Source organism: Noviherbaspirillum aerium (assembly GCF_008929045.1).
GTDB classification, from domain to species: domain Bacteria; phylum Pseudomonadota; class Gammaproteobacteria; order Burkholderiales; family Burkholderiaceae_D; genus Noviherbaspirillum; species Noviherbaspirillum aerium.
Map to the genome: position 1 here is coordinate 219,622 of NZ_VFAH01000005.1, position 15,662 is coordinate 235,283.

13 protein-coding genes are annotated in these 15,662 nt (G+C 62.2%); 12 read left to right on the top strand and 1 reads right to left on the bottom strand.

The genetic code is table 11. The features are described from left to right. The first annotated feature begins 26 nt into the window (after window positions 1-26). The 8 genes from FH061_RS10370 (at window position 27) to lpxC (ending at window position 8,679) form a co-directional block, all read left to right on the top strand. Window positions 27-1,133, top strand: a complete 1,107-nt coding sequence (locus FH061_RS10370; RefSeq protein ID WP_151635634.1) for an ABC transporter ATP-binding protein — start codon at window positions 27-29, stop codon at window positions 1,131-1,133. A gap of 2 nt (window positions 1,134-1,135) precedes the next feature. Further along, window positions 1,136-2,251 (top strand): ABC transporter ATP-binding protein, encoded by a 1,116-nt coding sequence (locus FH061_RS10375; RefSeq protein WP_151635636.1) that lies wholly within the window; start codon window positions 1,136-1,138, stop codon window positions 2,249-2,251. Between the two features lies 1 nt (window position 2,252). Next, entirely contained in the window at window positions 2,253-3,122 is an 870-nt protein-coding gene (locus FH061_RS10380) for a carbohydrate ABC transporter permease (RefSeq protein ID WP_151635638.1), read from the top strand. Further along, a complete protein-coding gene (locus FH061_RS10385) occupies window positions 3,122-3,925 on the top strand; it encodes a carbohydrate ABC transporter permease (protein WP_151635837.1) in 804 nt (267 codons plus the stop codon). The genes FH061_RS10380 and FH061_RS10385 overlap by 1 nt, the downstream gene beginning before the upstream one ends. 1 nt (window position 3,926) lies before the next feature. Then, entirely contained in the window at window positions 3,927-4,211 is a 285-nt protein-coding gene (locus FH061_RS10390) for a DUF2160 domain-containing protein (protein WP_192804994.1), read from the top strand. Window positions 4,212-4,292: 81 nt separating this feature from the next. Then, window positions 4,293-6,017 carry an ABC transporter substrate-binding protein gene (locus FH061_RS10395; RefSeq protein WP_151635640.1) on the top strand — a complete coding sequence of 575 codons (1,725 nt, stop codon included), beginning with the start codon at window positions 4,293-4,295 and terminating at the stop codon, window positions 6,015-6,017. A gap of 116 nt (window positions 6,018-6,133) precedes the next feature. Then, window positions 6,134-7,618: a glycerol kinase GlpK gene (glpK, locus tag FH061_RS10400; protein WP_151635642.1), complete on the top strand. Its 1,485-nt coding sequence runs from the start codon at window positions 6,134-6,136 to the stop codon at window positions 7,616-7,618. A 125-nt stretch (window positions 7,619-7,743) separates the two neighbouring features. Next, entirely contained in the window at window positions 7,744-8,679 is a 936-nt protein-coding gene (lpxC, locus tag FH061_RS10405; RefSeq protein WP_151635644.1) for a UDP-3-O-acyl-N-acetylglucosamine deacetylase, read from the top strand. 145 nt (window positions 8,680-8,824) lie between these two features. On the opposite strand, the gene FH061_RS10410 is transcribed toward lpxC, so the two are convergent. Next, on the bottom strand, window positions 8,825-9,337 hold the full coding sequence (locus FH061_RS10410) for a DciA family protein (protein WP_151635646.1): 513 nt from the start codon (window positions 9,335-9,337) through the stop codon (window positions 8,825-8,827). A 52-nt stretch (window positions 9,338-9,389) separates the two neighbouring features. Between FH061_RS10410 and FH061_RS10415 the strand changes: the two genes are divergently transcribed. The 4 genes from FH061_RS10415 to FH061_RS10430 all read left to right on the top strand — a co-directional run bounded on the left by FH061_RS10415 (window position 9,390) and on the right by FH061_RS10430 (window position 15,658). Next, window positions 9,390-10,343 (top strand): M23 family metallopeptidase, encoded by a 954-nt coding sequence (locus tag FH061_RS10415; protein WP_151635648.1) that lies wholly within the window; start codon window positions 9,390-9,392, stop codon window positions 10,341-10,343. Window positions 10,344-10,555: 212 nt separating this feature from the next. Further along, window positions 10,556-13,321, top strand: coding sequence for a preprotein translocase subunit SecA (gene secA / locus FH061_RS10420; RefSeq protein WP_151635650.1), 2,766 nt, complete (start codon window positions 10,556-10,558; stop codon window positions 13,319-13,321). Between the two features lie 214 nt (window positions 13,322-13,535). Then, window positions 13,536-14,774 (top strand): bifunctional glutamate N-acetyltransferase/amino-acid acetyltransferase ArgJ, encoded by a 1,239-nt coding sequence (gene argJ / locus FH061_RS10425; protein ID WP_151635652.1) that lies wholly within the window; start codon window positions 13,536-13,538, stop codon window positions 14,772-14,774. An 8-nt stretch (window positions 14,775-14,782) separates the two neighbouring features. Further along, window positions 14,783-15,658 (top strand): ATP-binding protein, encoded by an 876-nt coding sequence (locus tag FH061_RS10430; RefSeq protein ID WP_151635654.1) that lies wholly within the window; start codon window positions 14,783-14,785, stop codon window positions 15,656-15,658. Window positions 15,659-15,662 lie beyond the last annotated feature (4 nt).

Below are 15,662 nucleotides of genomic sequence, written 5' to 3' on the forward strand. Positions count from 1 at the left end.
CAGGAAATTTCAAGGAGACAGACAGCGTGCATTTGGCATTGGAAAACGTCAGCAGGAAGCAGGGCGCGGAAGATCACATCTATCCGCTGTCGCTTGCGCTGGTACCGGGCACCATCAATGTCCTGCTGGGAACGACGCGCGCCGGCAAGACGTCGCTAATGCGGCTCATGGCCGGGCTCGACCGGCCGAGCGGCGGCCGCGTGCTGGCCGATGGCAAGGATGTCACCGGCGTGTCGGTGCGCGACCGCGACCTGGCCATGGTGTACCAGCAGTTCGTCAACTATCCGTCATTCACCGTCTTCGACAACATCGCCTCGCCGCTGCGCATCAAGCGCGTGCCCGAAGCCGAGGTGAAAAAGCGCGTGACCGCCATGGCCGAACGCCTGCACATCACGCCCTACCTGCAGCGCTCGCCGGCGGAGCTTTCCGGCGGACAGCAGCAGCGCACCGCGCTGGCGCGCGCGCTGATCAAGGACGCCGGCCTGCTGCTGCTCGACGAGCCGCTGGTCAATCTCGATTACAAGCTGCGCGAGGAACTGCGCAGCGAACTGAGCGAACTCTTTTCCGAGGGCAGGACCACCGTCGTCTATGCGACCACCGAGCCGCTGGAAGCGCTGCAGCTGGGCGGCCACGTCTGTGTCCTGCATGAAGGCCGGCTGCTGCAGAGCGGCCCGACGGTCGATGTCTTCAATGCACCGAATTCTATCCAGGCGGCGCGCACCTTCAGCGATCCGCCGATCAACCTGATACCGGCAAGCATCGATGCCGATGGCCGGGCGCGGCTCGCCAATGAAGTGACGATACCCCTGAACGCCGCGCAACTGCAGGCGGCGGCCCGGCATCCGCATCTGGTCGCCGGCATCCGCGCGCACAGCCTGCACCTGCGCGCCCGCCATGCCGACGATGTGGCGATCGACGCCGAGGTCGAGCTGTCGGAAATCAGCGGCTCGGAAACCTATATCCACGTGCATCGCGGCTCCATTGCGCTGGTCGCGCAGTTGCCCGGCGTGCATGACCTGGAACTCGGTTCGCGCTGCAGCCTGTATTGCCGGCCGGGCGACCTGTTCCTGTTCGCCTCCGACGGCACGCTGCTGTTTGCGCCCGGGCAGGCAACCACACCGGCAGGAGCATAGGCATGGCCCGCATCGAACTCAAGGACCTGGCCCATGCCTACAAGCCCAATCCCGCCGGGCCGGCCGACTACGCGCTGCGCCCGATGAACATGCAATGGGACGACGGCGGCGCCTATGCGCTGCTCGGCCCCTCGGGCTGCGGCAAGACCACGCTGCTCAACATCATCTCCGGCCTGGTGCGGCCCTCGCACGGACGGGTGCTGTTCGACGGCAAGGATGTGACCGACCTGCCGCCGGAAGCGCGCAATATCGCCCAGGTGTTCCAGTTTCCGGTCATTTACGACACCATGACGGTGTTCGACAATCTCGCTTTTCCGCTGCGCAACCGCGGCTGGAAAACCGCCGACATCAACCGCCGCGTGCAGCAGGTGGCCGAGATGCTGGAACTGACGCCGGACCTGAAGCACCGCGCCAGCGGCCTGTCGGTCGATGCCAAGCAAAAGATTTCCCTCGGCCGCGGACTGGTGCGGCCTGACGTGGCGGCGGTGCTGTTCGACGAACCGCTGACCGTGATCGACCCGCACCTGAAATGGCTGCTGCGCCGCAAGCTCAAGGAAATCCATCATGAACTCCGGCTCTCGCTGATCTATGTCACCCATGACCAGGTCGAGGCGCTGACCTTCGCCGACAAGGTGGTGGTGATGACCCAGGGGGAAGTGGTGCAGGCCGGCAGCGCGCAGGAATTGTTCGAGCAGCCGGCGCACACCTTCGTCGGCTACTTCATCGGCAATCCCGGCATGAACCTGCTGCCGTGCACGGTGCGCGACGGCATGGCGCAGCTCGACGGCGGCGGCATTCCGCTGGGCGGCATTCCGCTGGGCGGCATCCCGCTGGCGCCGGCAGCCGCTGCGGCACTGCAGGGCGCGCAGGGCGGCATCACGCTTGGCATCCGACCCGAATTCGTCGAGTGCGAAGCACTGCCGCAGACGGGCACGGTGGCAGCGACCGCCACCGCGGTGCGCAACCTCGGTACGCATTACCTCGCCGAGTTCCGGCTCGGCAGCCATGTGCTGGCCGCCAAGCTCAGGCAGATCGATGCCCGCGCGGGAGATACCGTGCACCTGCGCCTGCCGCCGGAGCGCACACTCTATTACGTCAACGACAAGCGGGTGGCCTGACATGAAAACCCATAACAATCGCGCCTGGTTCCTGATCCTGCCGGTGATTCTCTGCGTCGCCTTCTCGGCCATCGTGCCGCTGATGACCATCGTCAATTACTCGGTGCAGGACATCCTCAGTCCGACCCAGCATGTGTTCGTCGGCACCGAGTGGTTCAAGATGGTGATGCGCGACAGCGAGCTGCACGGTGCGCTGTACCGGCAGATGCTGTTCTCGCTGTCGGTGCTGGCCATCCAGATCCCGCTCGGCATTCTGATCGCGCTGACCATGCCGGCGCAGGGCTGGAAGGCTTCGCTGTCGCTGGTGCTGATCGCCTTGCCGCTGCTCATTCCCTGGAACGTGGTCGGCACCATCTGGCAGATCTTCGGCCGCGGTGACATCGGCCTGCTCGGCTATGGCTTGAACAGCCTCGGCATGGATTACAACTACACCGGCGATTCGCTGGATGCCTGGATCACCGTGCTGGTGATGGATGTCTGGCACTGGACGCCGCTGGTGGTGCTGCTCTGCTATGCGGGCCTGCGCGCGATTCCCGACGCCTATTACCAGGCGGCGCGCATCGACGGCGCCTCGCGCTGGGCGGTGTTCCGCTTCATCCAGCTGCCCAAGCTGCGCAACGTATTGATGATCGCGGTGCTGCTGCGCTTCATGGACAGTTTCATGATCTATACCGAACCCTTCGTGCTGACCGGCGGCGGACCCGGCAACGCCACCACCTTCCTGTCGCAATACCTGACGCAGAAGGCGGTCGGCCAGTTCGACCTCGGACCGGCCGCGGCCTTTTCGCTGATCTATTTCCTGATCATCCTGCTGTTCTGCTTCGTGCTCTACAACTGGATGCAGCGCGTCGGCACGGGAGACCAGAAATGATGAGCAAACGCCTGACCTCGCCTATCCTGATCGTCTACCTGCTGCTGTCGCTGCTGCCGATCTACTGGATGCTCAACATGTCGCTCAAGACCAATGAGGAAATCACCGGCGCCTTGACGATGTGGCCGAGCAACCTGACCTTCGACAACTTCAAGACCATCTTCACCGATCCGTCCTGGTATGACGGCTACATCAATTCCATCATCTATGTGGCCATCAACATGGTGCTGTCGGTGGCGGTGGCCCTGCCGGCCGCGTATGCGTTCTCGCGCTATACCTTCCTCGGCGACAAGCACCTGTTCTTCTGGCTGCTGACCAACCGCATGACGCCGCCGGCGGTGTTCCTGCTGCCGTTCTTCCAGCTGTACTCGACGGTCGGCCTGATGGATACCCACCTGGCGGTGGCGCTGGCGCACATGGTGTTCAACGTGCCGCTGGCGGTATGGATCCTGGAAGGCTTCATGTCGGGCATTCCCAAGGAGATCGACGAGACTGCCTACATCGACGGCTACAGTTTCCCGAAATTCTTCATCCGCATCTTCCTGCCGATGATCAAGTCCGGTGTCGGCGTCACCGCCTTCTTCTGCTTCATGTTCAGCTGGGTGGAACTGCTGCTGGCGCGCACGCTGACCTCGGTCAACGCCAAGCCGATCGCCGCCACCATGACGCGCACGGTATCGGCCGCCGGCATGGACTGGGGCGTGCTGGCCGCCGCCGGCGTGCTGACCATCGTGCCCGGCGCGCTGGTGATCTGGTTCGTGCGGCATTACATTGCCAAGGGCTTTGCCATGGGGAGGGTGTGACATGGAAAACATGCTTGCCTGGATGGCGTGGACGCCGCCGGTGGCCATCTTCTTCAGTCTCATCGTGCTGATGCTGATCGGCATGACGATCTGGGAAATGCGCGCGCCGACGGTGGAGCGCAAGGGTTTTCTGCCGATCAGCACGACGCGCGGCGACCGTCTGTTCATCGGCCTGCTGACCGCGGCCTACGTCAACCTGATCTGGGCCGGCATGACCGAGCTGCATCAGGCGATCGGCGCCGCGGTCGGATTCATGGTGTTGTTGATTGTGATGCGCTGGGGCTGACTCGCGCCGCGGCACGGGCGGAAATCTTCCCGCCGTTCCGTGCTTTCTGTCTACGGGAAGGTGATAAAAAGAGGTGGAGATATGAGAGTGAAACTGACAGCAATAGCGGCTGCGGCGATGCTGGCATCGGGCGCATCCTGGGCCGACATGAAGGCGGCCGAAAAATGGGTGGACCAGGAATTCCAGCCATCCACGCTGAGCAAGCAGCAGCAGCTCGAAGAGATGAAGTGGTTCATTGCCGCCGCCGAGAAGCTCAAGGCCAAGGGCGTCAAGGAAATCAACGTGGTGTCGGAAACCATCGATACCCACGTCTACGAATCCAAGACGCTGGCCAAGGCCTTCACCGAGATCACCGGCATCACCGTCAAGCACGACCTGATCCAGGAAGGCGACGTCGTGGAAAAGCTGCAGACCTCGATGCAGTCGGGCAAGAGCATCTACGACGGCTGGATTTCCGATTCCGACCTGATCGGCACCCATTACCGCTATGGCGCGATCGAGCCCCTGTCCGACTACATGAGCGGCAAGGGCAAGGACTTCACCAATCCCAATCTCGACCTCAAGGATTTCATCGGCACCAGCTTCACCACCGCGCCCGACGGCAAGCTCTACCAGCTGCCCGACCAGCAGTTCGCCAATCTCTACTGGTTCCGCGCCGACTGGTTCGAGCGCCAGGACCTGAAGGACAAGTTCAAGGCCAAGTACGGCTACGACCTCGGCGTGCCGGTCAACTGGTCGGCCTATGAGGACATTGCCAATTTCTTTACCAACGACGTCAAGGAAATCGACGGCAAGAAGGTCTACGGCCACATGGACTACGGCAAGAAGGATCCGTCGCTCGGCTGGCGCTTCACCGATGCCTGGCTGTCGATGGCCGGCACCGCCGACAAGGGCATTCCCAACGGCCAGCCGGTCGACGAATGGGGCATCCGCGTCGCCAACGACAAGTGCACGCCGGTCGGCGCCTCGGTCGCGCGCGGCGGCGCCACCAATTCTCCGGCGGCCGTGTATGCGCTGACCAAGTATGTCGACTGGATGAAGAAGTACGCGCCGCCGCAGGCCAACGGCATGACCTTCTCCGAAGCCGGCCCGGTGCCGGGGCAGGGCGAGATCGCGCAGCAGATCTTCTGGTACACCGCCTTCACCGCGCCGATGACCAAGGCCGCCGCCGTCATCAACCAGGACGGCACGCCGAAATGGCGCATGGCGCCCGGCCCGCACGGCCCGTACTGGAAGGAAGGCATGCAGAACGGCTACCAGGACGTCGGTTCCTGGACCTTCTTCAAGTCGACGCCGGACGACCGCAAGGCGGCCGCATGGCTGTATGCGCAGTTCGTCAATGCCAAGACCACGTCGCTGAAGAAGTCCATCGTCGGCGTCACCTTCGTGCGCGACTCCGATATCCGCCATGAATACTTCACCAAGAATGCGGCGAAGTACGGCGGCCTGATCGAGTTCTACCGCAGCCCGGCGCGGGTAGCATGGACACCGACCGGCACCAACGTGCCCGATTATCCGAAGCTGGCGCAGCTGTGGTGGAAGAATGTCGCCACCGCGGTCACCGGCGAGAGGACGCCGCAGGCCGCGATGGATACCCTGGCCGATGAAATGGACCAGGTGATGTCGCGCCTGGAACGCGCGGGCATGAAGAACTGCGCGCCGAAGCTCAATCCGAAAGGCGATCCGAACAAGTACCTGTCCGACACCGGCGCGCCGTGGAAGAAGCTGGCCAATGAAAAGCCGAAAGGCGAAACCATTGCCTACGACAAGCTGCTGCAGGCCTGGAAGGAAGGCCGCGTGAAGTAATATCATGCTGGTTGATGGCAGGCGCGGCGCAGGCTGCGCCTGCCATTCGGGTTTTCCGTCGTTTCGCAATCAGCAGCAAGCAGCAATTGGATTGGCATCATCATGGAGTGCGTCCGGTGACACAATACATTCTTGCCCTCGACCAGGGTACGACCAGCTCACGCGCGATTCTTTTCGACCATGCGGGTCTTCCGCACGGCATCGCGCAGCAGGAATTCCGCCAGATATTCCCGCATTCCGGCTGGGTGGAGCATGACGCCGGCGAGATCTGGCAAAGCCAGCTGGCGGTGGCGCAGCAGGTATTGAAGGAAAACGGCGTCAGCGCGAAGGACATTGCCGCCATCGGCATCACCAACCAGCGCGAGACCGTGGTGCTGTGGGACCGCGCCAGCGGCGAACCGGTCGCCAATGCCATCGTCTGGCAGGACCACCGCACCGCCGGCCTGTGCGATGCCTTGCGGGAGCAGGGCAAGGCCGACATTTTCCTGAAGAAGACGGGTCTTGTGCTGGACGCCTATTTTTCAGGCACCAAGCTCAAGTGGCTGCTCGACAATGTGCCCGGAGCGCGCGCCCGTGCCGAGCGCGGCGAACTTGCGTTCGGCACGGTCGACTCCTGGCTGATCTACAAATTGTGCGGACGCCATGTCGCCGACACCAGCAATGCTTCCCGCACCCTGCTGTTCAATATCCACACCATGCAATGGGACGAGGAACTGCTGGCCTTGCTCGACGTGCCGGCCAGCCTGCTGCCGGAAGTGGTGCCGAGCAGCGGCATCGTCGGCCACAGCGGCGCCGATCTGTTCGGCGCTCCCATCCCGATTGCTGGCATCGCTGGCGACCAGCAGGCCGCCACCTTCGGCCAGGCCTGCCACCGGCCCGGCATGGCAAAGAATACCTACGGGACAGGCTGCTTCATGCTGCTTAATACCGGCAAGCAGGCGATCGCCTCGCGCAACAATTTGCTCACCACGGTCGGCTGGACGCTCAACGGCCAGTCGGATTACATGCTCGAAGGCAGCGTGTTCAACGCCGGCGCCGCGGTGCAATGGCTGCGCGACGGTCTGGGCATCATCAACACTTCGGCCGAAGTGGAAGCGCTTGCGCAAAGCGTGCCCGACACCGGCGGCGTCTTTTTCGTGCCCGCATTTGCCGGCCTCGGCGCGCCGTACTGGGATGCCTATGCGCGCGGCACCATCGTCGGCATCAGCCGCGGCACGACAAAGGCGCACATCGCACGCGCCACCCTGGCAGGCATTGCCTATCAAAGCGCCGACGTGCTGGAAGCGATGCAGCGTGATGCCGCGATAAGCCTGACCGAATTGCGCGTCGATGGCGGCGCCGCCCGCAATGATCTCCTGATGCAGTTCCAGGCGGATGTGCTCGGCGTGCCGGTGGTGCGGCCCACCGTTACCGAAACAACTTCCCTCGGCGCAGCCTATCTTGCCGGGCTGGCGGTCGGCTACTGGCAGTCGCAGGAGGAAATCGCCGCGCAATGGCAGGCGGAAAAACGCTTCGAGCCTGTCATGTCGGCCGAGGAAAGGACCGAGCGGCTGGCGCAATGGCGGCGGGCCGTGCAGCGGTCCCAGCAATGGCTGGAATGAGTTTGCCTGACTTCGTCAGGCAATATATTTGCAAGCTTGCCAGGAAGTACTTTAGCGTGGTGTAAGCCCAACATGGCTTACATCCCTTAACAACTGACCCATGGGTAAGTTGTTATACTTCCACAATGCTCAAACAAAGAACCGTCAAACAACTCGTCAAAACCACTGGCGTCGGGCTGCATTCCGGCACCAAGGTCGAGCTTACCCTGCGTCCCGCCGCGCCGGACACCGGTATCGTGTTCCGCCGCGTCGACCTGACTCCGCCGGTCGACCTGCCCGCGAGCGCCACCGGCGTCGGCGATACCCGCATGGCTTCCGTGCTGGATCGTGACGGGGCAAGGGTGTCGACGGTCGAGCATCTGATGTCGGCCTGTGCCGGTCTCGGCATCGACAATCTGTATGTCGATGTCACCGCCGAAGAAATTCCGATCATGGACGGCTCGGCCGCCTCCTTTGTCTTTCTCCTGCAGCAGGCCGGATTGCAGGAACAGAATGTTCCCAAGAAATTCATTCGCGTGAAGAAGCCGGTTGAAGTCCGCGAAGGCAAGGGCGCCCAGGAGAAATGGGCCCGTCTTGAGCCGTACGACGGTTTCCGCCTGAAGTTCTTCATCGAATTCAACCATCCCGCCGTCGATGTCACCGGGCAGTACGCGGAAGTCGATTTCGAAGCGGAATCCTATGTCAAGGAAATCGCCCGTGCGCGCACCTTCGGTTTCATGCAGGATGTCGAGACGCTGCGCGGCATGGGGCTGGCCCGCGGCGGTTCGCTGGAGAACGCGATCGTGATGGACGAGTACCGCATCCTGAATGCCGACGGTCTCCGGTATGACAATGAATTCGTGCGGCACAAGATCCTCGACGCCATCGGCGACCTGTACCTGGTCGGTCATCCGCTGCTGGCAAGCTACACCGCACACAAGTCCGGGCATACGCTCAACAATCTCTTGCTGCGGGAACTGCTGGCCCACCCCGACGCCTACGAGATCGTGACCTTTTCCTCAGCCGACGGCGCACCCCGCGCCTATGCGCAGCAGACGCGGCAGGAATGGGCTTTCAATTAATTTGCTGCAGCTGATGCCATAGTCATGCCGTGCGGTTAGCGCCCCATGTTTGAGGCGCTTGCCATGTCGCGTCGTCACGCCTTGTTCCAGCAGCAATCTGCCTCGGCCCTGACTAAGCCACCAGGCCGGTCAGGGCGAAAACGCTCTAGCGACTGCCGTGATGCCGCCTCACCATGGCATCCAGCGCCGCCTTCAAGGCTTCATTCTGCGGGGAATCGTCGAGCGATTCCTTCAGGTCGGCCAGCGCCGACAAGGCTTGCGAAGGCAGCTTTATCTGCTTGACCGGCCTTGGTCTTTCGACAAGCTTTCTTACTTGCACTTTCAACCGTATTGCGCTAACCTGCCAGCCCCGCTGCAGCAGGGCTTCTTGCAACTTCGGCAATTGTTGCTTCAGCCTGGCGGCAAGTGCGGCGTTAGGTATCGAAAAAACAAGTTGTCCGGCGTCGAACTGCACTACCGAACAGACGTCAAATACCGCGGGAAGAATTGCCCTGCAATCCTGTTGCAGCGCAGCCATCCGTTTCACCGCAGGCAACAGCGCAGCCATCTTGTCGTCGGCGCGCAAATAATCAGTTATGCCTTGAGCGGTTCGCTTAGCCGAACCGCGAGTTGTTCTTGTGCCTGGCTGAAAATTGAGAAATGAGGGCGGGCGAGTCATGCCCGGAACCTTATCACACCTCATCCATGATGGACGAATCGCAGGAGTCGTAATGCAAATTATCCTGTTGCACCCGCGCTTTAATGCCAAGTCTGTCACGCTTACCCATTGGCATCTGATCCTCGCAGCGCTGGCTTTCCTCATTGCCGTCATCGCATCGGCCTCGCTTCTCTACTATTTCACCTTCCGCCACGCCACCGAACTCAATATCCCGCTCGTGCGCGAAGCACTCGCATCCGCTACCCAGGATGACACCGACAAGAAAGACAGGTATGTCAGGGAGAACCTGACCGCCATGGCAATGAAGCTGGGCGAGATGCAGGCGCAATTGATGCGTCTCGACGCGCTGGGAGAACGGGTGCAGGGACTTGCGGGGGTCAAGCCGCAGGAATTCAATTTCAAGGAATTGCCGGGACGAGGCGGTGCCGCGCCGTCGAGCCTCAAGCAGAAAAACCTGAGCATGAGCGAATTCCAGCAATTGCTGGAAGCCACCGCGAAGGATGTCGAACACCGTGCCGACTACATGAACGTGGTGGAAAGCACTTTGATGAGCCAGAAGATCAAGTCCAAGCTGCTGCCGACCACGCAGCCGGTCAATGGCAGCTATAACGCTTCCGGCTTCGGCTGGCGCCTCGATCCCTTCAGCGGACGCAGCGCCTTCCACGAAGGCATTGATTTCGCCGCCGCGCCCGGCACACCCATTGTTGCCGCCGCCGGAGGTGTCGTGATCGCCGCGGAATATCATCACCAATTCGGCAACATGCTGGAGATCGACCACGGCAACGACATGGTCACCCGCTATGCCCATGCATCCCGGCTGCACGTCAAGCTGGGCGATATCGTCAAGCGCGGCCAGCATGTGGCCGACATCGGTTCCACCGGCCGTTCGACGGGGGCGCATCTGCACTTCGAAGTCCTGGTCAAGGGGGTGCAGCAGGATCCCCACAAGTTTCTCGCTGCCGGGGCGGACCAGGCCAAGCTTGCCGCGCTGGCGGCGAAGAACTGAGTCTTGCCGGCAGAGTGTTGAGGGGGCGCTATTGTTTCCTGAAGATCAATCCCCATGTTCCTCGCGAATGCATCGTCCGCATCTATCCGCAAGGCACTGATCATGGATCAAGCGAAGCTCTGCGGGCTGCATGATAGAATCCGCAATTTAGCCAAGGTTCGGACACTGCGAGCTTAATCCCGGGACTCGCGGGCCATTATCAGAATTCAAGCATGTCATTACTGACCCAGATTTTCGGCAGTCGCAACCAGCGACTGGTCAAGCAATACCAAAAGATCGTCCGCGAGATCAACGCGCTCGAGCCGGCCATGGAAAAGCTGTCCGACGCCGAGTTGCAGGCAAAGACGCCGGAGTTCAAGGAGCGCATCGCCAAGGGCACCTCCCTCGACGCCATTCTGCCCGAGGCATTCGCGGTGTGCCGCGAGGCCAGCAAGCGCGTGCTCAAGATGCGGCATTTCGATGTCCAGCTGATCGGCGGCATGGTGCTCCATTACGGCAAGATCGCCGAAATGGGAACCGGCGAGGGCAAGACTCTGATGGCGACGCTGGCGGCCTATCTCAATGCGCTGTCCGGCAAGGGCGTGCATGTGGTGACCGTCAACGACTACCTCGCCCAGCGCGATGCCGAGTGGATGGGCAGGCTGTACGGCTGGCTGGGACTGACCACCGGCATCAATCTGTCGCAGATGGCGCACGACGTCAAGCAGGCAGCCTATGCCGCCGACATCACCTACGGCACCAACAACGAATTCGGTTTCGATTACCTGCGCGACAACATGGTGTACGACACGGGCGACCGCGTGCAGCGCAGCCTGAATTTCGCCATCGTCGATGAAGTCGATTCCATCCTGATCGATGAAGCGCGGACGCCGCTGATCATTTCCGGCCAGGCCGAAGATCACACCGACATGTACGTCAAGATGAATGGCGTGCCGCCGCTGCTGACATTGCAGATCGGCGAAGAAACGCCGGACGGCAAGGGCAAGATCGAGGTGCCCGGCGACTATACCAAGGACGAGAAAACCCACCAGGTGCTGCTGACCGAGTCAGGCCATGAAAAGGCCGAGCAGATCCTGACCCGCATGGGCCTGCTGCCGGAAGGGGCATCGCTGTACGACCCGGCCAACATCACCCTGATCCATCACCTGTACGCGGCGCTGCGCGCCCATACGCTGTACCACAAGGACCAGCATTACGTGGTGCAGAACGGCGAAGTGGTGATCGTCGACGAATTCACCGGACGCCTGATGACGGGCCGCCGCTGGTCCGAAGGCCTGCACCAGGCGGTCGAAGCCAAGGAAGGCGTCAAGATCCAGAACGAGAACCAGACGCTGGCCTCGATCACCTTCCAGAATTACTTCCGCATGTACGGCAAGCTAGCCGGCATGACCGGCACCGCCGATACCGAAGCTTACGAATTCCAGGAAATCTACGGCCTCGAAACCGTGGTCATTCCGCCCAATCGTCCGAGCCAGCGCAAGGATCGCCAGGATCAGGTGTACAAGAGCGCGCAGGAGAAATACAACGCGATGCTCGCCGACATCCAGGACTGCTACGAGCGCGGCCAGCCGGTGCTGGTGGGCACCACCTCGATCGAGAACTCCGAACTCCTGTCGGGCATCCTGACCAAGGCGCAGCTGCCGCACAATGTGCTGAATGCGAAACAGCATGCGCGCGAAGCGGAAATCGTCGCCCAGGCAGGGCGTCCGAAGATGATCACCATCGCCACCAACATGGCGGGCCGCGGCACCGACATCGTTTTGGGCGGCAATGTCGAGAAGCAGATCCAGATCATCGAAAGCGATCCCAGCCTGAGCGATGCCGACAAGGCTGCGCAGGCCAAGACCCTGCGCGATGAATGGCAGTCGCTGCACGACCATGTCGTCACGGCGGGCGGCCTGCACATCATCGGCACCGAGCGCCATGAGTCGCGGCGCGTCGACAACCAGCTGCGCGGCCGTTCCGGACGCCAGGGCGATCCGGGTTCCTCCCGCTTCTACCTGTCGCTCGACGATCCGCTACTGCGCATCTTCGCCGGCGACCGCGTGCGCGCCATCATGGACCGCCTGAAGATGCCGGAAGGCGAGCCGATCGAGGCCGGCATCGTCAGCCGCTCGATCGAATCGGCGCAGCGCAAGGTGGAGGCGCGCAACTTCGATATCCGCAAGCAGCTGCTCGAATACGACGATGTCGCCAACGACCAGCGTAAGGTGATCTACCAGCAGCGCAATGAGCTGCTGGAATCCAAGGACGTTTCCGAACTGATCGCCGCGCTGCGCCAGGGCATGTTCAGCGACCTGTTCCGCGAACATGTTCCGGCCGACTCGATGGAAGAGCAGTGGGACATCAAGGGTCTCGAAGCCGTGCTGTCCAATGACTGGCAGCTCGACGTTCCGCTGTCGAGCATGCTGGAGGCCGAACCCAACCTGACCGATGAGGATCTGCTGGAGCGCGTGCTCAAGGCAGCCGATGACGCCTATAACGCCAAGGTGGAAGTGATCGGCAAGGAAGCCTTCGGCGGCTTCGAGCGCAGCGTGATGTTGCAGAGCATCGATACCCACTGGCGCGAGCATCTGGCGGCGCTGGACCACCTGCGCCAGGGCATCCACCTGCGCGGCTATGCGCAAAAGAATCCGAAGCAGGAATACAAGCGCGAAGCCTTCGAGCTGTTCGGCCAGATGCTGGACCTGATCAAGAACGAGGTGGTGCGCATCGTAATGACCGTCCGCATCCAGTCGCGCGAGGAAATCGATGCGGCCGAAGAGCAGCTGTCGCATTCGCACGTGGAAAACCTGCATTTCCAGCATGCAGACTTCAATCCGAATGCCGCTCCCGAAGAATTGCTGGCACCCGTGGCGACCGCCGAGGATGCGCAGCGCCAGGCGGAAGCAGCCAATCTTCCGAAGGTTGGCCGCAACGACCCTTGCCCCTGCGGCAGCGGCAAGAAGTACAAGCAGTGCCATGGCAAGCTGAGCTGACAGTCGAACGCAAGACGCCTGCAAGAGAGGCGGGAAATGAAAAAGGGACAGGGCAACCTGTCCCTTTTTCATTGCGGCGGAGTGCCCGCCTGTGCTGCATGCCGGCGCGATCTGAATGCACTGGCCCGGCATGGCCCTGCATGGTCAGGCGCATCAAGCGTCCGATGCGTTTACAATACCGCTCTTGTCCAATCGCCCCACGAGCAACTCCGCCATGGCCGTCAATCTTCCGCTTCCCGTACCTGCCAATCTGAAACCCGTCGCCGGCATCGAGCTCGGTTATGCCGAAGCCGGCGTCCGCAAGACCAACCGCAAGGACCTGCTGGTAATACGCCTGGCGCCGACGGCAACCGTTGCCGGAGTCTTCACTAAAAACCGTTTCTGCGCGGCACCCGTGCAGGTTTGCAAGACCCATCTCGACAAGCTGGCTACATCCAGTGCGCCGATCCGCGCGCTGGTGATCAATACCGGCAATGCCAATGCCGGCACCGGCGAGTCCGGCCTTGCCAATGCCAATACCACCTGTGCCGCGCTGGCGGAACTGCTGGGTTGCGACGCGTCGCAGATCCTGCCGTTTTCCACCGGCGTCATCCTCGAGCCCTTGCCGGTCGACCGCATCAAGGCCGGCCTGCCGCAGGCGATTGCCAATCTCAAGGCCGACAACTGGTACAACGCCGCCGAGTCCATCATGACCACCGACACGCAGCCGAAGGCGGCATCGCGCACGGTGACCATCTCCGGCAAGAGCGTCACGCTGACCGGCATCAGCAAGGGCGCGGGCATGATCAAGCCCAACATGGCGACCATGCTCGGCTACCTCGCGATGGATGCGAAAGTGCCGCAGCCGCTGCTCGAACGCATGGTCAGGGATGCGGCCGACAAGTCCTTCAACTGCATCACCATCGACGGCGACACCTCGACCAACGATTCCTTCATGCTGATCGCCACTGGCGCCGGCCAGCTCGAAGTCAGCGATGCCCAGTCGCCCGACTATGCGGAACTGTCGGCGGCGGTCACATCGATTTCCCAGGAGCTCGCGCAGATGATCGTGCGCGACGGCGAAGGCGCGACCAAGTTCATGACCATCACCGTGGAAGAGGGTGGCAGTGTCGAGGAGTGCCGCCAGATCGCATACTCGATCGGCCACTCGCCCCTGGTCAAGACGGCTTTCTATGCGTCCGATCCCAACCTCGGCCGCATTCTTGCCGCGATCGGCTATGCCGGCATCGGCGATCTCGATGTCAGCAAGATCAATCTCTACCTCGACGATGTCTGGGTCGCCAAGGACGGCGGGCGCAACCCCGACTACAAGGAAGAGGACGGCCAGCGCGTGATGAAGCAGAGCGAGATCACGATCCGCGTCAGGCTGGCCCGCGGCAGCGCTGCGGCCACCATCTGGACCTGCGACCTCTCGCATGACTACGTCAGCATCAATGCCGATTACCGTTCCTGATTGACTCCATGACGCAACTCGACCAGTTCCTGACGCGCGCCGAAGCGCTGCTCGCCCGCATCGAAGCCTTTCTTCCGCAAGCCACCCCGGCGCCCGACTGGAGCGCGGCTACCGCCTTCCGCTGGCGCAAGCGGGGCGGCAAGGAAGCCCGAGGCTACCTGCAGCCGGTATCCCATCCGGCGCGCATCGCCCTGTCCGACCTGCATAACATCGAAGCGCAGAAACAGCAGATCGAGCAGAACACCCGGCAATTCGTTGAAGGCCGTCCGGCCAATAATGTGCTGCTGACGGGTGCGCGCGGCACCGGCAAATCCTCGCTGATCAAGGCCTGCCTGAACCAGTTTTCCGACCAGGGCCTGCGCCTGATCGAAGTCGACAAGGACGACCTCAGCGACCTGCCCGATATCGTCGACCTGGTGGCCTCGCGTCCGGAACGCTTCGTGATCTTCTGCGACGACCTGTCGTTCGAGGAAGGCGAGAGCGGCTACAAGGCGTTGAAGGTGGCGCTCGACGGCAGCATTGCCGCGCAGTCCGACAACGTGCTGATCTATGCGACATCGAACCGGCGCCACCTGCTGCCGGAGCGCATGTCCGACAATGCCGGCTATACCCATACCGAGGACGGTGACCTGCATCCTGGCGAAACGGTCGAGGAAAAGATTTCGCTGTCCGAGCGCTTTGGCCTGTGGGTGTCGTTCTATCCGTTCAAGCAGGACGATTATCTCGACATCGTGGCCCACTGGCTGCGCCACTTCGGCTGCGATGCGCAGCAGATCGAAGAGTCCCGCGGCGACGCACTGCGCTGGGCGCTGCAGCGCGGCTCCCGCTCCGGCCGCGTGGCCTTCCAATTCGCCCGCGATCATGCGGGCAAGACGGCGCGCTGAACGG

Excerpts from the sequence above, each read along its gene's own strand:
- FH061_RS10375 (WP_151635636.1), top strand. The coding sequence starts at position 1,136 with ATGGCCCGCATCGAACTCAAGGACCTGGCCCATGCCTACAAGCCCAAT.
- FH061_RS10380 (WP_151635638.1), top strand. The coding sequence starts at position 2,253 with ATGAAAACCCATAACAATCGCGCCTGGTTCCTGATCCTGCCGGTGATT.
- FH061_RS10385 (WP_151635837.1), top strand. The coding sequence starts at position 3,122 with ATGAGCAAACGCCTGACCTCGCCTATCCTGATCGTCTACCTGCTGCTG.
- FH061_RS10390 (WP_192804994.1), top strand. The coding sequence starts at position 3,927 with ATGGAAAACATGCTTGCCTGGATGGCGTGGACGCCGCCGGTGGCCATC.
- FH061_RS10395 (WP_151635640.1), top strand. The coding sequence starts at position 4,293 with ATGAGAGTGAAACTGACAGCAATAGCGGCTGCGGCGATGCTGGCATCG.
- lpxC (WP_151635644.1), top strand. The coding sequence starts at position 7,744 with ATGCTCAAACAAAGAACCGTCAAACAACTCGTCAAAACCACTGGCGTC.
- FH061_RS10410 (WP_151635646.1), bottom strand. The coding sequence starts at position 9,337 with ATGACTCGCCCGCCCTCATTTCTCAATTTTCAGCCAGGCACAAGAACA.
- FH061_RS10415 (WP_151635648.1), top strand. The coding sequence starts at position 9,390 with ATGCAAATTATCCTGTTGCACCCGCGCTTTAATGCCAAGTCTGTCACG.
- secA (WP_151635650.1), top strand. The coding sequence starts at position 10,556 with ATGTCATTACTGACCCAGATTTTCGGCAGTCGCAACCAGCGACTGGTC.
- argJ (WP_151635652.1), top strand. The coding sequence starts at position 13,536 with ATGGCCGTCAATCTTCCGCTTCCCGTACCTGCCAATCTGAAACCCGTC.
- FH061_RS10430 (WP_151635654.1), top strand. The coding sequence starts at position 14,783 with ATGACGCAACTCGACCAGTTCCTGACGCGCGCCGAAGCGCTGCTCGCC.